Here is a 24,064-nt window from a genome sequence, read left to right on the forward strand (position 1 = left end):
GGTGACCGCCTGAAGTAAGCGGGAACTGAGTGACTGGTTCAGCTTGGTTTACCAAGTAAACAAGTCACAGCATGTAGATCAGCGCACCGTGCGTAAACGTCATGGAAGGATTCCTTTTGGGGACTCATGACGGAGTGGATGCCCAAGACACAAGCTGCAGCGAATAGGCGCAATGAGTGGCCAAGGTTACTCATGGAAATCGCAAGCGCTGAACGGTCAATCGGTTCTTCATAGACAGCGTACACTCAAGTGAGAAGCACGACAAAGATCACATTGGCGAGTGTCTGACTAGGCTTAAGCAAAAATAGTTGGTGGCTTTGGAGTTGAGATTCGCCGTCTTGTTTTCAAATCTTAGGATTCGATAAATCAAATCTCGCAATCTCGAAAGGCTAGAAGGTAGGGCTCAGAAGCTGTTGATTTGGTTGGATTCTTATAATTCGAGGCAAAGTCCGGTTTTTACCGACTGGTGACAAGCGCGGTATCTGAGCTTGAGTTGAACGTAGTTTAACATAATATACATTATGCGAACCTTTAGGCTGTTCGCCTGTACGCCCAATGCTGCTGATTTGAGGCCTAGCAAACACGTGCTAAGCCCTTAACACTTGGCGTAACGATTCCGCACTCTGAACCGAGCCGCTTGTAGTCGTCACGAACGCTAACGTGCAAGCATTCACCAGAGACCGACGATGGTCTTCGTCGACAGCCGGACGCACTCTGCTTTATCAGCTATATACCAATGACTGAAAAATTTGGTTTGTCTAACGGAATCAGCCATATACCGCTTAAGCTCAAAAATCATGATTGGGTGGTCATCTATACGGACTTCAACACTTTCTTAAGTGTAGAGCCAACTCGAAAAGTAACTTTATCGTCTAGGTCAGCGCCAATTTTATCCATATCAAATCCAACATAACGATGAAAAATTACCATAACGTCTTAGATATGATGTCCAGCGGCTTGCTGGCGCGGATGGTGCGCGCCAGCACTTACCTCGATATGGCAATGCGCTTTAACTAAACCCCATACGCAAATCCCCCTCCCTTGCCAGAAACCGCCCTTCTCTTTTACCGCTCGCCTGGCCTTCGCTGTAACTCAACACGCCATTGACCCACACCCCATCAATTCCTTCCGCCGGCCGCTGCGGTTCATGGAAGTCCGCCATGTCGCGGATGGTCAGCGGATCAAACAACACCAGGTCCGCCCAATACCCTACGCGAATCTCGCCACGCTTTTTTAAGCCAAAACGTGTCGCCGACAATCCGGTCATTTTGTGCACGGCGGTGTGCAGCGGAAAAAGCCCCACATCACGGCTGAAATGCCCGAGTACTCGTGGAAATGCGCCCCACAAGCGCGGGTGCGGGAAAGGATCCTCCGGCAATCCGTCGGAGCCAATCATGGACAGTGGATGAGCAAGAATTCTTCGCACATCAGCCTCGTCCATGCCGTAGTACACCGCTCCAGCCGGTTGCAGCCGTTCGGCGGCATTGAGCAATGACACGCCCCACTCCGCAGCGATGTCGATCAGATCGAGGCCGCCCAGCTCGGGATGCGGCATGGACCAGGTAATTGTGATGCGATGGGCGGCGGTGACTTGCTTGAGGTCTAGGGTCGAAGAGCTGGCCGCGTAGGGATAACAATCGCAGCCCACCGGGTGGGTTTTCGCTGCATGCTCAAGGACCGCTAACAGCTGCGGGCTGCGGCCCCAGTTGCCGACACCGGCACACTTGAGGTGAGAAATGATCACTGGGACTTTCGCGTGACGACCTATCTGGAACGCTTCGTTCATGGCCTCCAGCACTGGTTCGAATTCGCTGCGCAAGTGGGTGGTGTAGACCGCGCCGAATGCCGTCAGCTCTTCAGTCAGTTGCAGCACTTCATCGGTGGACGCCGAAAATGCGCTCGCATAAGCCAGACCAGTAGACAATCCCAACGCGCCCGCTTCCAGGCTGTTACGCAGTTGCTCGCGCATCGCGCTGATTTCATCCGCAGTGGCGGTACGAAACAGGTCATCCAGGTGATTGCTGCGCAGTGCAGTGTGACCAACCAGCGCCGCCACGTTCAGCGTGGTGTTCGCCGCTTCGACGGCCGCTCGGTAATCGCTGAATTTCGGATAAACAAACGCCGCCGCCGTGCCAAGCAAGTTCATCGGGTCTGGCGGATCTGCAAGCAAACTGACCGGCGATGCACTGATCCCACAGTTGCCGACGATCACCGTGGTCACGCCCTGGCTGAGTTTGGGCAGCATCTGCGGCTGGCGGATCACCACCGTGTCGTCATGGGTGTGAACATCAATGAAGCCCGGCGCCAGCACTCGGCCCGCGGCGTCGACTTCTTCGATGGCAGTGGCGTCGTGCAAGTCGCCAATGAACGCGATGCGACCGTTCAGGATCGCCACGTCGGCGGGGTAACCGGGGCTGTTGCTGCCGTCGATAATCAGGGCGTTGCGGATCAGCGTATCGTACAACATGTCAGTCTCCCAACGGCAAGCGATCGTTGCCGCCACGGTAATCGTCCAGGGCCAGTTTGATCCGCCGCAGACGCTCTTGATTGTCTTCAGGATTTGCCAGTGCGAGTTCGGTGGCGAGTACATCAATGGCCAGCAACATGCCGTAGCGCGCCGCTGTGGGTTTATAAATAAACGATGTTTCAACGCCTTGCAGCGGCAGGAGCACATCAGCCTGTTGCGCCAGTGGTGAATCGGCGCGGGTGATGGCGAGAATCCGCGCGCCGTAGCTGCGCGCCAGCTCGACGGCTTCGATCAGTTCAGACGTTATGCCAGTCAGCGAGCAGGCGATCACGACGCGTTCGGTATCGAGGCTAGCGGCGGTGACACGCATCATTACCGGGTCATGGCACACCGCAATCGGGTAGCCAAATCGCACCAATCGCACTTGCAGCTCATCGCTGCACAACGATGAGCAGCCACCCATGCCGAAAGCGTGGATCATCCGCGCCTTGCCCAGTAATTTCACTGCATCGGCAAAGTGTGACTCATTGAAAGCTGCCAAGTGCTGACGCAAGGTCGATTCGATATCACCGACAATCTGGCCGTAAAACGCCGACTGCTCGGGTGTACCGGCCGGGTCGAGGAAACGGCTGCCGACGCCGCTGGCCTGGGCAAGTTGCAAACGTAAGTCGCGCAAGTCCCGACAGCCCACCGTGCGGGCAAAGCGCGACAGGGTGGCGGTGCTGACTTCCGCTCGCAGCGCCAATTCATCTAGGCTGGCAGAAGACGCAAATCCTACGTCATCGAGCATCAGCCGAGCGATGCGTCCTTCCCCGGCACTGAAGGAATCCTGGCGCGTGCGAATCTGGTAGAGGATGTCCATGGCGGCTCCGGCTATAGCAGGTAGGAAAGGCCCACGGTAAGGCCAAACGCGACCAGCGAAATAATCGTTTCGAGCACAGTCCAGGTCTTGAAGGTCTGGGCGACGGTCATGTTGAAGTATTCCTTGATCAACCAGAAGCCGCCGTCATTGACGTGGGAAAAGATAACCGATCCTGCGCCCGTCGCTAGCACCAGCAACTCTGGATGCGGATAACCCAGACCAATCGCCACCGGCGCGACAATCCCCGACGCCGTGGTCATTGCCACCGTCGCAGAACCGGTGGCAATGCGCATTAACGCGGCAAATAGCCAACCCATGATCAGCGGCGACAAGTGAAATTCATGGGCCAGGCTGACAATCTGATCGGTGACGCCGGCCTCCACCAGAATCCGGTTCAACCCACCGCCCGCCCCCACTAACAACGTGATACTGGCCGTCGGCGCCAGACATTCATTGGTAAATTTTAAAATCGATTCGCGGTTGAAGCCTTGGGCGATACCCAGCGTCCAGAAGCTCAGCAAAGTCGCCAGCAACAGCGCGATCACTGAGTTACCAATGAACAATAGAAACTGGTTCAGCCCGCTGCCCGGCGTGGAAATCAGATTCGCCCAGCCGCCGATTAGCATCAACACCACCGGCAGCAAAATAGTCGCCATGGTGATGCCAAAACTCGGAAGTTTGTCGCGCGGTTCACGGTCGAGGAACTGCCGTTCCAGCGGGTTCTGCGCCGGCAGTTGAATGCGCGGCACAATAAATTTTGCATAGAGTGGACCGGCGATGATTGCGGTCGGAATACCGATCAGAATCGCATACAGCAAGGTCTGCCCCACCGACGCCTGATAGGCCTGCACCGCCAGCATCGCCGCGGGGTGCGGCGGCACCAGTGCGTGCACCACCGAGAGCCCGGCGACCATCGGCAAACCGACCATCAGGATCGACACGCCGACACGCCGCGCTACGGTAAAGGCAATCGGCACCAGCAGTACAAAACCAACTTCGAAGAACAACGGCAGCCCGACCAAAAACGCGATACAGACCATCGCCCAGTGAGCGTTTTTCTCGCCGAAGCGGTCGATCAAGGTACGCGCTACCTGCTCGGCGCCGCCGGACTCGGCCATCATCTTGCCGAGCATCGTGCCCAGAGCCACGACTAGTGCGATATGCCCCAGAGTTTTACCCACCCCGGCCTCATAGGTGCCTACCACTCCGGACGCCGGCATTCCCGCCAGCAACGCAAGACCGATGGACACCAGGGTGATCACAATGAACGGATTGAGTCGGTAACGGGCGATCAGAACGATCAGCGCGATAATGGCGATGGCGGCATACACCAGCAGCCAATAGCCGAAGGATAGAGTCATGCGGTACTCCCCGAAAGGGTCACGTCGAATGGATTGTGAAATTCATAAATCATTTTTATGAATTATTTTCAAACAACGTGAAAGTAATTTTCGTAGACGGGTAAGAGTTGTCGCAAAGAGATATGGGTGGACGCAGTTTTTGAAACTCAGTTAGGCGGATTTTCATCGCCGGCCCTTGCTCACCGGCCAATGCGATACGTCAATGTAATCGCAGACACGTCCCACAACTTCTTGGCCTTTTGCACGTCAGCTGTAGTTCCGCATCCGCGGGCATACGTAAGAATGTTATCCCAAGGCATAAGGAGCGCTGATGCAAACACATTCGTTCCAGCCTCAACCTCTTTCCCCTTGCTTTTGCCATAACGGTGCAGGAGCAAATGTTCCAGCTCGCGCGCCGCGTCCAACCTGCTAATGACGCACTCTCGTCGACCTGTCGAAATGCGCACTCAAATGGCGGTAGTCGTCAGTAAGCAGAAACGCTAGTACTGACGTAGAGAAACGCCGGAGCCTTGTTATTGGCTAGAGAATAAGGCGGGAGTGATGAAAATCCGCTTGACCAAGTTTCAAAAACAGCGACTACCCGTATCTCTTTGCGACAACCCTTATCCCTGTACGAAAATTACTTTCTTTTCGTTTGAAAGTTGCGCCTCGAAATGTTTTATGAGTTTCACAACCTATTCGGCGTGACCCTTTCGAGGAGTACTGCATGACCCATTTCTTCGGCTATCGGCTGCTGGTGTATACCGTCACCGCCACCATCGCGCTGATAGCCCGTTACCGACTCAATCTGTTCATTGTGACAACCTTGGCGTACCGCAGGCCTTTTTACTTGATCTAGCGCTTAGAGCGCTGGTCGCTCGAACACTTCGCTCACCCCCCAGTTTCAATGCTGATGATCACCCATCAGGCGCGTCATTGTGCGCGTGAAACATAGGTGCCAGCGATGGATAGCGTTCGTTTTAACACTAAAAAACATAAGAAAATTACCTGGAGCACCGTATGTTTAAGCGAGTAATTCCCACCGCACTCTTATTGGCGACAAGTTCCATGTGCGCCCAGGCAGACAACACTACCGCGCACGGTTTTCTGGAAGACAGTAAAGCCAGTCTTTCGTTGCGCACCTTGTATTTCAACAGTGACAACCGCGACGGCACGGCAGCTCCTTCTAAGACCGAGGAGGCGGCACAGGGTTTTTTGCTGCGTTATGAGTCCGGATTTACCCAAGGCACCTTAGGATTCGGGCTTGATGCTCAGGCACTGCTGGGCATTACGCTGGACAGCGGACACGGACGCCATTTGGGCAGCGGCATGATCCCGACTGACGGCGATGATGCCGCCAATTCTTGGAGCAGCTTTGGCCCGACCGCAAAGATGCGCATTTCCAAAACAGAGTTTCGCTATGGCACGTTGCTGCCTAAGTTGCCGATCCTGCTGTCGAATGATGCCCGCCTCTTGCCGCAATCGTTCACCGGGGCTCAAGTCACCTCGAACGAAATCAATGGCCTGATGCTGACCGGCGGTGTGCTTGAACACGCGGTCGGCCGCGCGTCGACAGACCGGACCGGTTTGTCGGTGCCGGGTGGCACCCAAGACAGCAACAAATTCTACTTCGCTGGCGGTGACTACAACATCACCAAAGACCTGAAGGCGCAATACTACTTCGCGCAGTTGGAGGACTTCTACAACCAGAACTTCTTTGGCCTGACGCATGTATTGCCCATCGACGGCGAAAGTTCGTTTACCACCGACCTGCGTTACTTTCGCACCACCTCGACCGGTGCCAATAGTTCCGCCGCCGGCCGCTCGCAAGGCTACCAGACATCGGGTTACACCAAGGATAACAACGGCGAAATTGATAACAGCACCTGGGTGGGAATGGTGACCTACTTCAACAGTGGTCATGCGGTGTCACTGGGGCATCAACATGTGGGTGCCGGTAGTAACTTCACTCAGCCCAACCAGGGCGGCCTGGTCGATAAAGGCGCCGGCGGCGGCAGCGTTTATTTACCGACAGACCGTATGATCCAGAACTTTGGTCGAGCTGGGGAGCAGACCAATTTCGGCCAATACAGCTATGATTTCGCCCCGCTGGGTGTGCCGGGTTTAAGGGCGACTATCGTGTATCTGAAGGGGACGGACATCAAGGCACAAAACGCAGGTGATCAGTCCGAATGGGAGCGCGACATGACCGTTGACTACGTGCTGCAATCAGGCTCGCTCAAAGGGCTCGCTTTCAGTTTGCGCAACGGCAAGTCGAACACCGAAGCGGGCCGCAATGTGGAACAGAACCGCTTCATCATCAACTACACACTTTCGCTGCTTTAAGCGCCAACGCGATAAACAATCTGGTCAAGGGGATGATTGATGCCTAGCTTGAGTTGCGCTTCTGTGTTGGCACCGACGCCAAATTGATTCAGTTGCCTAGATATCGCTGACCCGGTCTGATTCCTTGGGAGCCATTATCTATAGTGGATTTAGGCTGGAGGCCTGGACGCATCAGGCCCACCTGCGCAACCTACTTGCACGGTTCAGATCATCTCTGCGCTAGCCAATGCGCTGTCGGGGAAATCGAGAGCGATGATCTGGCTTCCGTTCTGGGACTCGATAGCAGCTCACCTTCCCATCTGCCTGAGCCGCTGGGGGATGCGAAGTCGTACTTGAACAAATCACCCGTTCAGGCGCGGCAGTGTCCGAGATGATCCTTTAGTTGTCCGGCACGTTTTCTTGTACTAGCTAATGCGGCGCCCGTCCTGCAGGGACAACTTCTGCGGGAACTTTGGAGCGTGGGCGCTTAATACATTGTATGGTTAATCCCCCCGTATTTTCGTTGAGACAAACAGCAGCATGAACCAACTTCTGGCTATGCGCGCGTTCGTCCGAGTCATCGAAACCGGCTCATTCAGTCGCGCATCCGAACACCTAGCGTTACCTCGCTCCACTGTCAGCAAGCTGATTACTGATCTGGAAAAACATCTGGGCATCAGGTTGATTCAGCGCACCACCCGCGCCCTCACCCCGACGTCTGACGGTCTGGATTACCACAGGCATGCGTTGCGCATAGTCGCCGAGCTAGACGAGGTGGACAGCGCTGTGCGCGGCCGAAAGCTCAAAGCACACGGCCACTTGCGGGTGGATGCTCCGGCATCTTTCGCCAACTGCCTGCTGATCCCCGCGCTAGTGGATTTTCATCGTGAGTACCCTGACATAACCATTGCCCTAGGGATCAGTGACCGGGCTGTGAACCTTGTAGGTGAAGGAGTTGACTGCGTGATTCGAGCGGGAAAGCCAGAGGACATGACGATGATAAGTCGAAAGATCACCGCACTTGAATACATCACCTGCGCAGCCCCCAGCTATCTAAAGCGCATGGGAACGCCGCTCTCCCCCGATGACCTGCAGAAAAACCATCTCAGAGCGGGTTATTTTTTTACATCAAACACGCTGGAACCGCTGATTTTCCAGCGAGGTACGAGTCGGTATGAAGTGGGTAACTGTGCTTTTACGACTAACGAAGGTAATGGCCTCAAAGAAATGCTGCTCGCGGGCATGGGCGTCGGGCAGCACTTTCAAGCGATTGTTCAACATTACATAGATGAAGGCCGGTTAGTCCCGTTGTTGCAGGACTGGTCGCGACCCGCGATGCCGCTCCAGATTATGTACCCACCCAACCGTCATCAAAACGCTCGTTTAAAAGTGTTCATCGACTGGGTCATTCAACGGTTCGGCGTCACGGGATGACTGCCGTTACACGAATCTCAACGCGCATGGCTGGCAGCCCAAGGCATTCAACACCTACCTGTGTCCAGATCGGCGCATGGTTGGGCATGCAGTGTCGGAACCACTTGACCATCGCCTCGTTCACCTCGGGAGGAAAACCGCCAACATGGTACGAGTTGACGTGAATGACATGCTCCCAACCAGCCCCCGCAGTTGCCAAAGTACGTGTCAAATTGCCAAAGGCTTGAGCGACCTCATCCGCGACGAATTGCGGAAAGTTAAATTTCTCATCCCAGCCGCCTTGTCCTGATGTTTCAATGCGGTTGCCGATTTTGACTGCCTGGCTGTAGTGCAGGTTTTCGCGCAGATAGTCGCCATAACCCGGAGTGACGAAAAATTCAGACTTGCTCATGATGTTCCTTTGGTTGCAGTTCATTACCCAACAGATACTAGTGGACTATACGACGGAAAATAATCCCGGGTTTTTGACATCACTGTTCATGCACATGGACAGTGATGAATGATGCTGAACCACCGCTATTGTTGTGCCTGCCCCACTTGGAATTCCTGCTTTTTTAGACGCTTGGTAGGCGTGCTGACATTACCTACCGACCCAATCGCCGTAAGGGCATTCTCGTCATTGAGACATCTTAGTTATGCTCCCTAAGGTTCTATCGGATCGGCCCAATCCCGGAGGAACTCATCATCGGCGAAGGTGTTGGATCAATCGTGCAACGCCTTCGCCGCTGACAATAATCCGCGAAATTTCTCATAGCGCTGATTCAAGGCAGGCTGTTGCTCGGCCCGTGGAAAATATCGCGTTTTAATCGGCATCCCGGTGTGTAGCAGTGCGTCGCCCTGCCCGTTCGCTAAAAAGCCCAGCGTGGCCGCGCCGATGCAGGCGCTGAGTTCACTGCCGTGTAGCGTGTAGATTTCCCGGTCGAGGATGTTTGCCAACAACTGCGCCCAATATTCACTGCGCGCGCCGCCGCCCACCAATGCACAAGTATTCACTGCCGCGCCTGCCGATTGAACCGCGTTCATCGCGTCCAGCAAGCCAAAACCCACCCCTTCCAGTACCGCGTAACCCAGCATCGCAGGTGAACAGTCGTAGCCCAGGCCCATGAATCCACCGCGCAGTAACGGATCGTTATGTGGCGTGCGTTCGCCTGCGAGATAAGGCAGAAAAATCGGGTTGGAAACCGCTACCGGTTGATCGATGGGCACTACCTTATGCACCCGTTCCAACAACGTTTGCTCGTCGGAGAAGCCCAATAGCTGAGTCATCCAGCGCAAGCAACTGGCGCCCGCCAACATCGCGCCCATGGTGTACCAGCGCTGCGGTACTGCATGACAAAAACTGTGCACGGCGTGCGTAGGATGGCCAGCCATGTGATCGGTGATCGCAACAATCGCGGCACTGGTGCCCAGCGTGATAAACGCATCCCCGGCATGGATGGCGCCGATGCCCACCGCAGAAACCGGGTTGTCGCCACCGCCACCAGCGATGACCAGACCCACCGGCAAGCCCAAGCGTTGCGCCGCTGAGGCCTTGAGCCCGGCGGACACTGCGCGCCCTTCCACCAGCCGAGGCAATTGACAAAGCGCGAGCCCAGTTGCGCGAACCATCGGTTCAAACCAGTCACGCGTGGCCACGTCTAGCCACAAGGTTCCAGCAGCGTCCGAGACATCGCTGACCCGCTCGCCGCTTAGACGCAAGCGCAGGTAGTCCTTGGGCGACATCACGCAATCAATCTCGCTGAACACCTGGGGTTGATGCTGCTTAAGCCAAAGGATTTTGGGGGCGGTCAACCCGGCCATTGGCAGGCTGCCAGTCACATCGGAGAATTCAGGGTAATCCCGCGCCAATTGCTCCGCTTGGGCGCTAGCCCGTGAGTCATCCCAGAGCATGGCCGGATACACCACCCGGTTGTCATCGCCCAACAGCACCGCACCGTGCATTTGCCCCGACAAACCAATGCAGACAATGCGTGCATAAGCCTGCGGCTGAACCTGGCGCAATTGATCCAGGGCACTGAGACACGCCTGCCACCAGTCTTCGGGATGCTGTTCAGACCATCCCGGTTGTGGACGGCAAATCGTCAGTTTGGCGCCAACATGGGCCAGCACGATTCCACGCTCATCCAACAATACCGCCTTGAGTTCTGAGGTACCAAGATCGATCCCGAGCGAGACCGGATTGTTCATCACCATTTCAACGGCACCCACAGGAATTCCGAATCCGTAACGTAGGGGGTAACCGAACGGTTTGTCGTTTGCCCTCGGGTGATTCGATTCGTTTAAGCAGCAACTTCACCGCCCGTGCACCCAGCGCCTCCACCGGTTGCGCGATCACTGTCAGGCGCGGCACAAAAAAATCTGCCCAATCGAAATCGTCGAACCCCACCAGTGCCATCTGTTCGGGCACAGCAATGCCGGCGTCACGCAAGGCATGCATGGTGCCGATGGTCATCATGTTGTTAGCTGCCATGATCGCCGTGGGCGGTGAAGCCAACGTCAGCAATTGTCGTGTGGCCAACCGTGCAGGCTCACTGCTGGACTGGCCATTGACTAGTAATGCCGGATCAAACCGCAAACCCGCCGCACTCAACGCTGCCCGATAGCCTTCAATACGTTCCTCTGTGGTACTGAACCCGCGACGCCCGGCGACACAGGCAATGCGTTGATGACCATGTTCAATCAAATGCGCAACCAAGGCCTGAGAAGAGCGCTTGTTTTCTACGCCCATTTGGTCGAAGCCTTTTGCGGCAAACCTATCCACCAGCACTGTGGGAATCTCGTTGGCCTGCAAATACGCCAACGTCCGGTGGTGTTTAGTGTCCATGGACGGCGCCAGCAAGATGCCGTCTACCCGGCGATGATGTAGCGCTTTCACCACCCGCAGCTCCTGTTCGGGATCATCGTGGGTGTCTACAAATAACATCATGATTCCGTGCCTGGCCGACTCGGTTTCGATGGCATGCACCGTCTCGCTGAAATAGTGGTTGGACAGCGCCGAGATCGCCACACCAATGGTGTTGGTGGTCGAACGGGCTAACGAGCGCGCCAGCGTATTAGGGATGTAATCGAGGCACTGAACCGCCGACTCCACCGCACGCGCCGTCACCGGGCTAACCTTGCGCGTGCCGTTGAGCACGTGCGACACCGTTGATGTCGATACCTTGGCAAGTTTCGCTACATCATCCATCGTTACCACAGCGATTACTCCGCCCTTTCCATCACATTAAATGGGCCTTCTGTGGGAAGGCCCAGCTGTTAGTGCTTGGACCAACCGGTATACGAGGCAATGTTGTCCCGGGTAATCAGGGTCGGCGCTAGCAGTTTGATCTTGTCCGCCGGTGGCTTGCCGTTGAGCAGGTCGTAACCGATGGTCACCGCGTCCTGGGCCTGGGCCCACGGATCCTGGCTTGCGGAGGCCTGGATCGACGAATCGCTGGACTTCAGTGCCCCTTCGATATCCGGTGCGCCGTCAACTGAAGTGATGATGATGCCGCTGCGTTTCAGCTGCTTGGCGGCCAGGTCGCTGCCGATGGCCTGCGGGTCATTAATCGTGAACAACCCATCGATTTTAGGGAAACGCACCAGATAACCCTGCATGGCGTTCAAACCACCTTCCCGCGAGCCCTTGCCGTCTTGATCGTCAGACAAGACCTTGATCCCCGGCGCTGCCGCGAACACGGTTTTACAGCCATGAACTCGGTCGGTGACCGCAGTCACCTGCGGCCCATTCTGGATGATCACGTTGCCCTTGCCGGACAGTTTGTCGACGATGTACTGGCAGGCCAAACGGCCAGCCAAATCGTTATCGGTCTGCACAGTGGCATCCACACCCTTGGCGTCAACGTCAACAGCGACGACTACGATTCCGGCCTTGCGGGCTTTGCGGATGGCGGGTTCGATGGCAGAAGGATCCGTTGCGTTCAACAGGATCAAATCGACTCCGGCTGAAATAAAGTTATCAATTTGAGTAAATTGTTTGCTGAGGTCGTAATCCGCCGACACTGCGATCACTTTGGCTTTCGGATTGATCTCCATGGCCTTTGCCTTGGCACCCTCCACCAGCGCGACAAAATACGGATTACCCAACGAGCCAACCGTTATGCCAACCGCGTTCAGATCCCGAGCCTGGACACCTGCGGACAAGGTCGCGGCCAGCAATAACGTAGCAAAGGCAGGAAACTTCAACATGTAGTTCATGGCTTATCTCTTGTGATTATTGTGATAACGCTCGAGGTACAAAAATCAGGTTCGTGTGCCCGACTGACGATAACGGTCGAGTGCGACTGCGCCGATGATGACGATGCCTTTGATAATGTATTGCCAGATATCGGACACGCCCATTAACACTAGGCCGTTGGTCAGCACCGCGATAATCAAGGCCCCGATCAGCGTGCCACCAATGGTGCCGACCCCGCCGGTAAAGCTGGTCCCGCCGAGAATCACCGCCGCAATCGCATCGAGCTCATAGGATTGACCCAGCTGTAACCCGTTGGCCGCCGACAATCGCGAGGCCGTCATCACTGCCCCTAAACCCGCCAATGCCCCGGAGACCGCATAAACAAACAACAGCACTTTCCAGACTTTTATCCCAGATAAGCGCGCCGCTTCCGGGTTGCCGCCCACGGAGTAAATGTGCACCCCCATGACCGTGCGCCGCAAAATAAACCACGACAGTGCAACCACGCACAGCGCAATAATTATCAGCCACGGCACGCCCAACACTGAATCGTTTCCAATAAAGGCGAACGGTAAATCCGGGTTGAACACAGTTTTATCGTCAGCCATCAGGCGCGCCAAACCGCGCATCGCAGTCAAGGCGCCAAGCGTCACAATGAACGGCGGTAGCCGCATGAACGCTATAAGTCCACCGTTGACTAACCCCAGCAGCAACCCGAATCCAACTCCAGCGACGATCCCCAGCATGCCAAATTGAGGGGATGTCGACAGCAACATTGCGACCACCGCCGACGCCGCCAGAATGGCACCGACTGACAGATCAATCCCGGCGGTTAGGATCACAAAGGTCATGCCCGCCGCCAGCACCACATTAACTGAAGCCTGCTGGCTGATGATCGACAAGTTCTGCACCGTAAAGAAGTTTTCGCTCATCAGGGCGAACCCCGCCAGCAGTAGAATCAGCACCGGCAGCATGCCCACCGTACTCAGCCGCCCGCGAATTTTCTCGCCGATGCCACCCGCGACTGTCCCACGGGTTTCGCTGACAGGTACGCCCATGGCATTGGTTTTTTCGGTGTTTGGATTCATGGCAGTTCCACTTTGGGCGGTTATTTTTGTTTTATTCGATCAGGCGACGTGGTCTGCGACCTGCGCCGCGCCGGTGGCCAAATCAATGATGGTTTCTTGAGTGATCTCCCGCCCGGACATGCCGCCCAACTCAGCCACTAATTGACCTTCGCGCATGATCAATACCCGGTCAGAGGTGCCGATGATTTCCGGCAATTCACTGGAAATCAGCACAATTCCCACCCCGGCCTTGGCTAGCTCGTTGATGATTCGGTAGATTTCCGATTTCGAACCAATATCCACGCCACGGGTGGGTTCGTCGAGAATCAGCACATGGGGTTTGACTTCCAGCAAACGGGCCAGCAATACCTTTTGCTGGTTGCCACCCGACAAGGCGCCGACGTTAACCTTGCCCGAGCCAACCCGGATCGACAGCGAGCGAATGGCAGCGCTGGCGCGTTGCATGCCGTGATTGAGGTCAAGCACGCCGTAATGGGCGTCGGGCACGCAGGCACAGACGTTGATGTTGTCGCGGACACTCATGTCGAGAAACAACCCTTGGGCTTTTCGGTCCTCGGTGAGGTACACCACTCCGGCGCGGATCGCATCGGCGGGGTCACGCAACTGAGTAATGGCCTGGCCTGCAACTTCCAGCGTGCCGGATGTGCGAGGGTTCGCGGCGAAAATCAAGCGGGCCAATTCGGTACGGCCCGCCCCCACCAAGCCTGCGATGCCCAGCACTTCACCGGCGTGAACGTCAAAACTGCAACCGCGCACCCGTGCGCCATCGGCCATGTCGCGAACACGCATGACCACTGCCCCCGGATCGTACGGCGCGTGTTCCTTTTTATAGAAACCAGACAGGTCGCGCCCCACCATCATCTTCACCAGCACCTCGGCTGACAGGGCTTCGCGTTCGAGCATGCCGACGTGTTCGCCGTCGCGAAGCACTGAAACCCGGTCCGACAACTCATAGATTTCAGCCATACGGTGGCTGATATAGATGATTGCCAGCCCTTGACTGCGTAATTGCTTGATAAGCGCAAATAGACGGTCGGTCTCACGGGACGACAGCGGCGTGGTGGGCTCATCCATGACCAGAATTTTTGCATCGGCGTGCAGCGCGCGGGCGATTTCCACCAGCTGTCGCTCGGCAATCGACAATGTGCTGACTTTAGTCAGCGCCGTAAAATCTGCGCCGAGTCGGTTTAGCACCTCGACACAGCCCGCTAGCATCGCCTTGCGATTGACTATCAAGCCGGAACGTAGCTCGCGCCCGAGGTAGATATTCTCGGCCACACTTAGGTTCGGACACAGGCTCAACTCTTGGTAAATAACCGCAATGCCATGCGCTTTGGCAGTGCGTGGGTTGTAGCTGGAGACCGGTTGGCCGTCGATTCGAATCTCGCCCCCGGCGTCTGCCTGATAGGCGCCGGAGAGGATCTTCATCAACGTGGATTTGCCTGCGCCATTCTCGCCCATTAATGCGTGAACTTCGCCGGGATAAACGTTCAAATCAACGCTCTTCAGCACCCGCAAACCATTGAAGGTTTTGGAGATGCCGCGCATTTCGAGAAGAGGTAAGGGTGAGGAAAAACTCATGGGCGCGCCCTCAAATTTTTTATTTTTTTACGTGGGCGTGCATAGGCTTTGATCCTGATGCAACCTGATTGAGGTCGACTCTAGTCGATAAATCCATTTACGCAAGCGCTTGCGCAAGCACTTGCGTGGTCGCCGCGCGCTTTTATGGTTTCCTTCGCAAACAACTTCGCCGCGACAGAGATGGGCCGATCAGAAGGTTGATTGAACCTGCAGACCCGCTACTACGCCGTTCTGCACTTCGCGTACGCCGCCTGGGTGAGCGATGTATTGCACGTTAGGCCTGACGTTTAGCCATTGGGTGACTTGAATGCCATAGTTGAGTTCGAGGTTGTACTCAGTGTGTTGCTCTGGCACATAGGCGGCGTCGGCGTAATTAAGGCCGCTGACGTCGTTTGCTGTTTTGGCGTTACGCAGGTACAGGCTGCTGGCGTGCAAGCGAGCAACACCCAACCCCAAGGTGTCAGTCGGACGGGCGTCAAAAGGGCCCTTGTAAACCAACGTAACCTTCTGATAACTATCGATCGGCGTGGTAGCGCGGTCGTAGAAGCTGGCATTGGCCGAGAGGGTCAAACCTCGGGAGACATCGCCATTCACCGTGGTGAGTTGCTGCTTACCGGTCAACCACCAGCCATGGCGACTGGTATCGCTGCGGTAATCTTCACCGGATAACGCAGCCGGTTGATTGTTGGCATCCTTGTAAACATCGCTGGCTTTGGCGGTGCTGTAGTAATAACCGACGTGGTATTCACCCGGCAGATTATCAACCGTGGGCGCCCACACCAACTCAACTGGTATTAAGGCGCCGGTCGTGCCCGCGCCATTGAGTTTGAAGCCATTGTCGTTCTGTAGGTTGGATGGATTGACGTCAAACACGCCGACTTGTGCGTATGCCGAATCGGTCAGTTTGTATTTAGCTCGTGCTGCCCATTGGCTGATCGGGCTGTTATAGATGCTATCGACATAGTTACCTGGCTGTGAGCCACAAAACGCCAGGTTCTGGAATAGGCAATCCTCAACGCCAAACTCATCGCTGAACGCGAAACGGCCGGCTTTGATATTCAGCGCGGTATCGAACCAGCCCTTACTCAGCCACAACTCGCTGAGGCGACTCACGCTACCGGTGCCCTGCACTTCTTGGGTGGCGGAGAAGCTGCCCGCGCGCGGGTCGTTGAGGTTGTCGGTATTCAGGTTGTCGCCGTTGCGATTGGTGAGCTGAACCATAAATTGAGTGTCATTCCACCCCATCAGCTTATGCAGGTCGATAGCGGCACCTACGGTGAACTGGTCGGCATAGCGTGTAGTGTGATGCTTGTCGTAGCCGCCGCGCAGGTTCGAAGCTGATTCGCCGGTATAGCCCATTTGAACGTCAATACCTTTTTCCAACCACTCGGCGCGCAGTCCTCCCCAGTCACCGGTCATCCACTGTGAATCGGCTGAGAATGCGTCCTGTGCTTGTGCGCTAAGCGTCCAACTGGATGCGGCACACAGTGAAATAAGCACGCCAAAGACTTGCGGGCGCACGTGGCGGACGGTCGATCGAAGCATATGGTTTTTCCTGTATTTTCTATGACACAACGACGATATGGAGCTTTGTCGTCGCTATTCCCTAGGTTGCGCGGCCCCTGTAATGGAACGGAGCAGAATCAAAGCGAGCTCATGGTATAGATAAGTCCAAATATTTCAAATAGGAATATTTCTCATTTATCTGTGCGCCGCTATCCAAGGCCTAAAAGCGTATCGTCTGATCATGCTTTTCTACGGTAAAAAAGCACCGCGCAGTACTCGCGTTTCTGCTATCACTGGCCACTCAAGCCCGAAAAACACTCGCCGAGGGATTTACCCATGCCGCATTTACTGCATGTTGAAAGTTCGCCACGCAAGCAACGTTCAGCATCGATTGAAATCGCCCATGCATTTATCGACGCCTGGAAAAGTAAGCACTCGGGGGCCACAGTTGACACTCTCGACGTGTGGAATACCGCGTTACCGGAATTTGATGGCGAGGCGTTGGGCGCCAAGTACGCGGGCATTGAGGGTCGCGAACGGACCCCGGCCGAGCGGCAGGTCTGGACGGAAATAGAAGCGCTGGCTGAACGTTTCAAACGTGCGGACGTGATTGTATTCAGCGTGCCCATGTGGAACTTCGGCATTCCCTACCGGCTCAAGCACCTGATCGATGTGGTCAGTCAGAAAGACCTGTTGTTCACGTTTGATGACCGAGGCCTGAACGGTTTGCTAAACGGTCGCAAGATGTTGGTTATCGCGGCACGCGGCGCACAACTGGACCGTACGGAGCACCAAGTGTCCTATATGGCCAGTTGGTCAGAGATGGTCGGCATCGACGAACAACACACGGTCATTGTCGAAAAAACCCTGTATGGCCCAGAGGTTGATACTCAGGGCCGAAACGCCGCCAAAGCAGAAGCCGTGGCACTGGCTTCAACGATTTGATACCAGACGCTCAACTCAAACGGTAAATTTCATCACCAGACCGTTCAACTCAGTGGCGAGCCGTGACAGTTTGTGGCTTGCCGTTGACGTTTGCTCGGCTGCCGTTGACGACTCGGCAGACAGGTCACGAATACTGATCAGGTTCTTGTCCACCGACCTAGCCACTTGCGCTTGTTGCTCCGAGGCGGTGGCGATCAGCATGTTTCGCTCGGCAATGTTTACGATAGCGGCGGCGATTTCAACCAGTGCGGCACCCGCTTCGTGGGCGATCAATAAGGTTTTGTCGGCTTCAGTGCTGGTCAGAGTCATTGATGAAACGGCGTGTTCCGATCCCTCCTGGACGCCCCTAACGATTTGTTCGATTTCCAGAGTTGATTGTTGAGTACGGTGAGCCAAAGCCCGTACCTCATCGGCAACGACCGCGAATCCCGTACCCTGATCACCCGCCCTCGCAGCTTCAATAGCGGCGTTTAGCACCAGCAGACGCGCTCAATTTTTTCTGGCCGATGTCCGCGACGGGCTTGGACCTTATCTGGCCATTTATCTGCTAGCGGTTCATCACTGGGACCCGGCCAGCATCGGCGTGGTCATGACCCTGGCGGGAATTGCTGCGTTGATCACACAAGCGCCGGCGGGTGCGATGATCGACGGCATATGTGGTAAACGCGGCCATGTTGCCGTTGGTGAGCCAAAAACTGTCGCTGGTCAATTTGCAAATGGCTACCCCGTTGAGCGCGGCCTGCATTGTCGCCGCGCAACTGGTCATGGTTCCTGCCGCCTGGCTTGTCGGGACCAAGGCCGATCAGTGGGGACGAAAGCCGCTGTTGCTTGCCGGATTCTTGATCCTGCCCTTGCGTGGGGTGCTTTACACCCTGTCCGATGACCCCTATTGGCTGGTCGCCATCCAAATGCTGGACGGGGTTGGTGCCGGGTTATTTGGTGCGCTGTTTCCGTTGGTGGTGAAGGACCTGACACACCGCACTGGCCGATTCAATGTAAGCCTCGGCGCCCTGTCTACGGTGTTCGGTTTCGGCGCAGCGCTGAGTAACAGCCTCGCTGGGCTGGTGGTTCAACAGGCGGGCTACAGCGCGGCGTTTCTGACGCTGGCCGCAATAGCCAGCGTCGCGTTTGTTTTACTGTGGTGGGCGATCCCGGAAACCCTTCGCCAGTCAGATCGGTCCAGTACTGTCGACCTGAGCGCTTCCAGGGTCGCCCGATGACTAGGGCAACAGCCCCGCCGCTCGGTAAACTTCGATTGTCTCGTCGAACGCCGCGATGTCATTGCGGCCTCGCGACACCAGTTGAGCGCCTTCAACGGCCGAATAGATAGCCAGTGCCTTTTGCTGCAACGTTTTTAACGGGGCATCACCCTGTAGCAGGGACAGCACGGTTACCAGCCAGTTAACGTTCGCTTCAGTGAACGCATCCACTTCGGTTCTCACTTCAAGGGGCAGGTCCTGATACTCGGCGGCCATGATCCCGCACAGGCACATGCGATTGTCGTTGACCAGTGCCGAGCGAAAAATAGCGGTGTAGCCGTTTATCAAGAAGCGCGGATCTTGGGACTGCTCAGACAAACCTGTCAGGTATTTGACCCCATCTTCCGTATACCGCCGTGCGAGCGCAGCCCCCAAATCGCCCTTGGTGGGGAAGTGATGGTGAATGCTGGCGCTTTTGATTCCGACTTCCTTCGCGATCTCGCGAAAGCTCAGCGCGTTATAGCCGAGGGCTTGCACCCTGGCGCGGGCGATGCCCAGGATGGTTTCTTTGGTACTTGAGGTTGTCATTAAGAAACTCCCTACTGACAAAGACCTGATAAGAATACGTTGCTCGGCATTCTATCTATCTAGTGAAAGGTAGAACAGTGCCGCCGTAAAAATTATCCTGCCTAGAGTCGTTGGCAAATCCTTCACCAGGTCATACGAATCCCAACGTTGCCACTGATGCCTTTCAGGTCGTTGCTGTCCAGGTTGGCGTCATAGTCAGCGCCCAGGTAAACCGCGACCGTCGGCGATAGCTGCGCCACAACTCCCATGCCGACATCGGCGGAAGAGGCTTTATGCTGAGTTTTTATCCGGTCCACGTCGTCGTAGGTCACCGTATCCGAGCCGCCAAATGTCCGCCATACGTTGGCACGCAGATAAGGTTCGACCGGCGTATTGCTGACCCGATAGCGCCCATTCAAACGCACACCCAAACGCCCGGTGGTGTAGTTCTGGGAATCAAATGAAACCTCGGAAATTCCGTCGTTTTGATCGTCGAGGCTAATGTGCTGACTGATCAACTGCGCTTGCGGCTCAACACTCCAGTGATCGGACAGCGCTACCGGGTAGCCACCTTCCAGAGAAAACGTCAGCCCGTGGCCGTGGGTATCGAGCTTCACCCCTCTGTCCGACTGACTGTTTCCGTCTAAACGAGTGGCCATGGCCACCGCGTCCACATACCAGCCTGATCGGTCCGACAGGGTCCAATAAAGCCCGACATTATCGCCATCGAGCTTGGTCTGACCCGCTTGGCGCCCCTGAAAGCCTTCGGCAAATCCTTTTACGCTGCCGCGGAGGTGGGTTTGCCCCACAAAAAAACCAAAGCGTTGATAGCGTCCTTCACTTATTTCGGATGAGAAAAGGTCATTCCCGATCTGGAAGCCATCCAGAGAGCCATCAAGGCTGGGTGATACGGTTCCAGACCAGCTTTTCTTGAAGTCGTTGTTATAGAAGCGCCCCCATCCTGCAGACGCGAGACCGGTTTCGGTCAGCAGGCTTTGATCCCCCTGACGATCGTGAAATGTACCCAGGGCGTTGAGCATCAGGGTTTGCGCGGCCGGGACAACCACCGAATAGACCGGGACTTCCAACCTGAACAGCGGAATCGGCGCCGCCCCCGCCACGGCAGCAGGCAGCGCTGGCGTGGTGGCTGCCGGTGTCGGTGAAGCGTCGGCTGGGGAGTCAGCAGGAACTGTCGATGGCGGATCAGCGGGCGCCACGGGTGCGGCAGTCGGTGGTTCTACTGGCGGCTCGTCCGCCGCAACGATAGGCGCTGCGGGTGCTAAGGGCGGTGCAGATGGTGGCCGGATAATCACCGGCGGCGCGGCTGGCGGCGCAGCCCGAGGGGCGATTGCGATAACAGAAGAGCGCAGGTACCAGTTGTTCTCGGAGCCCGCAGTAACGCCGCCTTTGAACAAATAATATTGATAGGCACCGGCTGACACCGAGTTCTTCAGTGCAAACGCATCGGCGCTGCTGGTCGCACCGTTTTGCGCCTGCACGACCTCGATACCGTTTTGAAGGGTCAAGGCACCTTGACCGCCGAGGTTAGAAATCCCTACTTGGGTATTTCCACTGATTGCACCTTGGGAGACGATTAACTTGTCGCTGGCAGAGCTGTCGTCGCCTAACACTGTTTGAAGTAGCAATTGCCCGCCACGGCCGACATAGTTGCCATACACCGACAGCGTATCCGCAGCACTCGAACTTGCGCTGGTCATGTCAATAACACCAGCGTTGGTCAGGGTCGTAAGTTGCCCGGAGGTGTAGGGCCTGACCGCTCCATTGGTCACCTGCAATGCGCTGGTGCTGTCGATAGTGAAACTGCCGGTGCCACTGGAACTGTCACCCAGAAAGAAATCCCCGACCAAGTTAAACCGGCTGTTATTGGTGAGGTTGACTGACTCCCATCCGATGTACCGGGCGGCACCAGCAGATGAGCTGTTGTCAAAGGTCAAGGTGTCCTTACCCAGTCCGCCGTCCACCGAGGGTGTTAGAGACAACGTGTCTTCGGTCAAATGACTAATAAGCGCCGTGTCATTACCGTCCCCCATCAAAATAGACGACTTGATCAAACCTCCGGCGTTCCAAATAAACCCGTCATTACCGGTACCGGCGCGTATTTCACCGTTTATAACACCGCCGGTAACGGTAATACGGTCGTCGCCGCCACTGACGCTGATATTGCCGCCGATGGTGCCGCCGGACACAATAATCGTGTCATCGCCAAAGCCCGTCACCAAGTTACCCAAGATAGTGCCGCCCGACATATCAAAGAGGTTGTCGTCCAGCTTCATGTTGACGCGGCCGATAGTGCCACCGGTCATCTTGGCGATATCACCATCATCAAAACCGCCGACGATGGTGCCTCCGGTCATCAAAAAAACATCGCGACTGTTGCCCTGGGTCAGCGATGCAATAGTGCCCCCGGTCATTTGAAAATTATCAACACCGCTGCCCTGTGAAACGCCACCACTCACGGTTCCGGCGCTTATTTTAAATACGTTGGCGCCATCCCCTTGATCAACGGAGCCGAGGATTTTTCCCGAGTCCATTTGAATGACATCATTCTGCGGGCCAAAAATGATGTTTCCATTAACGGTGCCCGTACCGCCAACGGGAAATGCCAAACTGTTAGCGCCCGACAAATCGGTCAGTCCATTACTGGAACCGCTGCTGCAGCTATAGACGTCGTTGCCTGCCGATGCAATTAACGTACAGTCCGCCTTTGCCACCCCCGTTAGACTGATCGCGCACACTAAGGTCGCGGACCCTACTAACAGAACCGGCCCATGCACCGACACTGCGGTGTATTTAGCAGACCGCAAGACTTGGTTAAAGGTAAGCATCCCTGTTCTCCTAACCGGGCACTTACACTTGAACTTCGCCGTAAGTACCCTCCTTTATCTTCAACGGTTAGCGGGAGAGGCTTCTTTAAGCCAACCCGATCCTTGGGTTCTATTGACCCTAGTCGCACCCTTGAAATATCGCAACTTCCGGCCCCGAGCACATAACATGCGCATCTATTCATTGATTTATTGCGCATGCGCACTAAACTGACAACCCATTACCCACCGTCAAGGAGCGTTGGCCATGGCAAACGCAAGCACCGTCCACCCCGCCGTTCACAGCGTAGACACACCGGAGGCGGGCCGGGTGGCCTTGAAATTCTTCTTCGGTCTGATGGAGCATTGGGGTTGTTCGGCGGATCAGCAGCGAGCGCTATTGGGTTCGATCAGCACCACCACTTTTTATAAATACAAACGCCTGCCCAGTGTTCGACTGCCCCATGACACCTTGGAGCGGATCTCGTACCTGATGGGAATTCACAAGGCACTGAGCATTATTTTCAGCAACAACCATGATCGGGTGTACGCCTGGGTCAGCAGCCCCAACACTGCCGCGCCGTTTAATGGTCAAACGGCGCTTAAGTACATGCTGGCCGGTCGCGTTGTTGATATTGCAGATGTGCGCCGTTATCTGGATGGGGTACGCGGATGATCCTGCCGAAACAAGAGATACCCGCGTGGGACAACGCCTATCGAATCATCAGCAGCTCGTTCCCGCCGATCACCCTGTTCGAAGACATTCTGGACCCGTCAGAATTGCAGGTGGCCTACGCTTTGGAATCCCTCACCAATGATCGATTGGCTGAACAAGCGGGCGTCATCAGTCGGGTTAGCCCGGAAGATTGTGTGTCAGGCCCTGGTTCTACACCGGTGATGGCAGCTTTTACTCACATTGGCAGGGTCAGCCGGTTTACCGACGGGACGTTTGGCATTTATTACGCCGCCAACAGCCAGACCGCCGCCATCGCAGAAACAAGCTTTCATCAGGAACGATTTCTTGCCGCCACCCAAGAGCCTGACGTTGAACTGACCATGCGCACCTACGTCAATAAAGTGGTGAAGCCGATGCACGACATTCGTGCTGATTTCGGCCACTTGCATGACCCCGACCCCGCCCACTATGGGATTGCACAAGCGTTCGCGAAAAAGCTGCGTGAAGCAAAATCCTGGGGGATTTTGTACAACAGCGTCCGCGCCACTGGCCATGAATGCATTGCAGCGTTTCGCCCAACAGCGGTGTCAATTCCGGTGCAAGGCAAACATATTCGTTACGTGCGGGATGCCAAAAGCCAAAAAATCGGTTGCTTTTTTGAAATTACTCCAGTGATTTAAGGCGTCTGCGCTTTGAAGGTCATTACGGTGAAGGTATTTGGATGAAACACCGGGTCGGCCTTGCGGGCTGAAGGCGGGGTGAAGTCCATGTAGGCACGATGAAATTACCGTTCCCAGCATGATCGGGCCGTCGAGCTTGAGCGCCGCGACATCGCGTGAACCGCTGATGCGGTCGGTACGGGGGTCAAGAAAATACAGCGTCGAATGGTCGACCCGCCGGCCGCTGGTGAAGATCACCCGCAGGCTGCTCAGCGCGGGAAATTCGCCGACGGGGCTCATGGCGTCAGCCCCGCTTCAAGCAGCAGGCACTGGAACATCGCTTGGGCCATGTACTTCTTGACCCCTGCGCTCGGACACCCCGATCTATTCAGCAATTTCCCGGTACGTGTTGCCAT

19 protein-coding genes and 2 pseudogenes are annotated in these 24,064 nt (G+C 55.8%); 7 read left to right on the forward strand and 14 right to left on the reverse strand.

Annotation, left to right across the window (positions count from 1 at the left end; genetic code table 11):
- Nucleotides 1-1,009: 1,009 nt before the first annotated feature.
- From RGW60_RS07890 to RGW60_RS23775, 4 genes are all read right to left on the reverse strand, one after another.
- Complete coding sequence (locus tag RGW60_RS07890; protein WP_322203573.1) at nt 1,010-2,467, reverse strand: D-aminoacylase; 1,458 nt, start codon at nt 2,465-2,467, stop codon at nt 1,010-1,012.
- 1 nt (nt 2,468) lies between these two features.
- A complete protein-coding gene (locus RGW60_RS07895) occupies nt 2,469-3,329 on the reverse strand; it encodes a MurR/RpiR family transcriptional regulator (protein WP_322203575.1) in 861 nt (286 codons plus the stop codon).
- Between the two features lie 11 nt (nt 3,330-3,340).
- Complete coding sequence (locus RGW60_RS07900; protein ID WP_322203576.1) at nt 3,341-4,690, reverse strand: gluconate:H+ symporter; 1,350 nt, start codon at nt 4,688-4,690, stop codon at nt 3,341-3,343.
- Between the two features lie 179 nt (nt 4,691-4,869).
- Nucleotides 4,870-5,136: an ImmA/IrrE family metallo-endopeptidase gene (locus RGW60_RS23775; protein WP_369124707.1), complete on the reverse strand. Its 267-nt coding sequence runs from the start codon at nt 5,134-5,136 to the stop codon at nt 4,870-4,872.
- A gap of 260 nt (nt 5,137-5,396) precedes the next feature.
- Between RGW60_RS23775 and RGW60_RS07905 the strand changes: the two genes are divergently transcribed.
- The 3 genes from RGW60_RS07905 to RGW60_RS07915 all read left to right on the forward strand — a co-directional run bounded on the left by RGW60_RS07905 (nt 5,397) and on the right by RGW60_RS07915 (nt 8,428).
- Entirely contained in the window at nt 5,397-5,528 is a 132-nt protein-coding gene (locus tag RGW60_RS07905; RefSeq protein WP_322203578.1) for a hypothetical protein, read from the forward strand.
- A 161-nt stretch (nt 5,529-5,689) separates the two neighbouring features.
- Entirely contained in the window at nt 5,690-7,015 is a 1,326-nt protein-coding gene (locus RGW60_RS07910) for an OprD family porin (protein ID WP_322203579.1), read from the forward strand.
- A 519-nt stretch (nt 7,016-7,534) separates the two neighbouring features.
- Nucleotides 7,535-8,428, forward strand: a complete 894-nt coding sequence (locus RGW60_RS07915; RefSeq protein ID WP_322203581.1) for a LysR family transcriptional regulator — start codon at nt 7,535-7,537, stop codon at nt 8,426-8,428.
- On the opposite strand, the gene RGW60_RS07920 is transcribed toward RGW60_RS07915, so the two are convergent.
- From RGW60_RS07920 to RGW60_RS07950, 7 genes are all read right to left on the reverse strand, one after another.
- Nucleotides 8,418-8,819 (reverse strand): RidA family protein, encoded by a 402-nt coding sequence (locus RGW60_RS07920; RefSeq protein WP_322203583.1) that lies wholly within the window; start codon nt 8,817-8,819, stop codon nt 8,418-8,420. The genes RGW60_RS07915 and RGW60_RS07920 overlap by 11 nt on opposite strands.
- A 311-nt stretch (nt 8,820-9,130) precedes the next feature.
- Nucleotides 9,131-10,615 (reverse strand): xylulokinase, encoded by a 1,485-nt coding sequence (gene xylB, locus RGW60_RS07925; RefSeq protein ID WP_322206867.1) that lies wholly within the window; start codon nt 10,613-10,615, stop codon nt 9,131-9,133.
- A gap of 7 nt (nt 10,616-10,622) precedes the next feature.
- Nucleotides 10,623-11,624, reverse strand: coding sequence for a LacI family DNA-binding transcriptional regulator (locus tag RGW60_RS07930; RefSeq protein WP_322203585.1), 1,002 nt, complete (start codon nt 11,622-11,624; stop codon nt 10,623-10,625).
- A gap of 59 nt (nt 11,625-11,683) precedes the next feature.
- Complete coding sequence (locus RGW60_RS07935) at nt 11,684-12,616, reverse strand: ABC transporter substrate-binding protein (RefSeq protein ID WP_407074097.1); 933 nt, start codon at nt 12,614-12,616, stop codon at nt 11,684-11,686.
- A gap of 54 nt (nt 12,617-12,670) precedes the next feature.
- Nucleotides 12,671-13,579, reverse strand: a complete 909-nt coding sequence (locus RGW60_RS07940) for an ABC transporter permease subunit (RefSeq protein WP_322206868.1) — start codon at nt 13,577-13,579, stop codon at nt 12,671-12,673.
- 153 nt (nt 13,580-13,732) lie between these two features.
- Nucleotides 13,733-15,274: a sugar ABC transporter ATP-binding protein gene (locus tag RGW60_RS07945; RefSeq protein ID WP_322203589.1), complete on the reverse strand. Its 1,542-nt coding sequence runs from the start codon at nt 15,272-15,274 to the stop codon at nt 13,733-13,735.
- Between the two features lie 189 nt (nt 15,275-15,463).
- On the reverse strand, nt 15,464-16,819 hold the full coding sequence (locus RGW60_RS07950; protein WP_322203591.1) for a carbohydrate porin: 1,356 nt from the start codon (nt 16,817-16,819) through the stop codon (nt 15,464-15,466).
- Between the two features lie 297 nt (nt 16,820-17,116).
- On the opposite strand from RGW60_RS07950, the gene RGW60_RS07955 reads away from it, so the two are divergent.
- Nucleotides 17,117-17,725, forward strand: coding sequence for an FMN-dependent NADH-azoreductase (locus RGW60_RS07955; RefSeq protein ID WP_322203593.1), 609 nt, complete (start codon nt 17,117-17,119; stop codon nt 17,723-17,725).
- A 15-nt stretch (nt 17,726-17,740) separates the two neighbouring features.
- On the opposite strand, the pseudogene RGW60_RS07960 reads toward RGW60_RS07955, so the two are convergent.
- Nucleotides 17,741-18,208: pseudogene (locus RGW60_RS07960) on the reverse strand (methyl-accepting chemotaxis protein); the annotation flags it as partial.
- Here RGW60_RS07960 and RGW60_RS07965 point away from each other — a divergent pair.
- Nucleotides 18,186-18,945 (forward strand): annotated as a pseudogene (locus RGW60_RS07965) (MFS transporter). The pseudogenes RGW60_RS07960 and RGW60_RS07965 sit on opposite strands and share 23 nt — an antisense overlap.
- Here the strand turns inward: RGW60_RS07965 and RGW60_RS07970 are convergent.
- Both RGW60_RS07970 and RGW60_RS07975 read right to left on the reverse strand, forming a co-directional pair.
- On the reverse strand, nt 18,946-19,512 hold the full coding sequence (locus RGW60_RS07970) for a TetR/AcrR family transcriptional regulator (protein ID WP_322203595.1): 567 nt from the start codon (nt 19,510-19,512) through the stop codon (nt 18,946-18,948). It lies immediately after the preceding pseudogene.
- A gap of 122 nt (nt 19,513-19,634) precedes the next feature.
- Nucleotides 19,635-22,337 carry an autotransporter outer membrane beta-barrel domain-containing protein gene (locus tag RGW60_RS07975; protein ID WP_322203597.1) on the reverse strand — a complete coding sequence of 901 codons (2,703 nt, stop codon included), beginning with the start codon at nt 22,335-22,337 and terminating at the stop codon, nt 19,635-19,637.
- A gap of 244 nt (nt 22,338-22,581) precedes the next feature.
- Here RGW60_RS07975 and RGW60_RS07980 point away from each other — a divergent pair, with 244 nt between their 5' ends.
- Together RGW60_RS07980 and RGW60_RS07985 are read left to right on the forward strand one after the other, a co-directional pair.
- Nucleotides 22,582-22,989 (forward strand): MbcA/ParS/Xre antitoxin family protein, encoded by a 408-nt coding sequence (locus RGW60_RS07980; RefSeq protein WP_322203599.1) that lies wholly within the window; start codon nt 22,582-22,584, stop codon nt 22,987-22,989.
- Nucleotides 22,986-23,669 carry an RES family NAD+ phosphorylase gene (locus RGW60_RS07985; RefSeq protein WP_322203601.1) on the forward strand — a complete coding sequence of 228 codons (684 nt, stop codon included), beginning with the start codon at nt 22,986-22,988 and terminating at the stop codon, nt 23,667-23,669. The genes RGW60_RS07980 and RGW60_RS07985 overlap by 4 nt, the downstream gene beginning before the upstream one ends.
- Nucleotides 23,670-24,064: the final 395 nt, after the last annotated feature.

Origin of the sequence: Pseudomonas sp. AB6 (assembly GCF_034314105.1) — a bacterium.
Lineage (GTDB): Bacteria > Pseudomonadota > Gammaproteobacteria > Pseudomonadales > Pseudomonadaceae > Aquipseudomonas.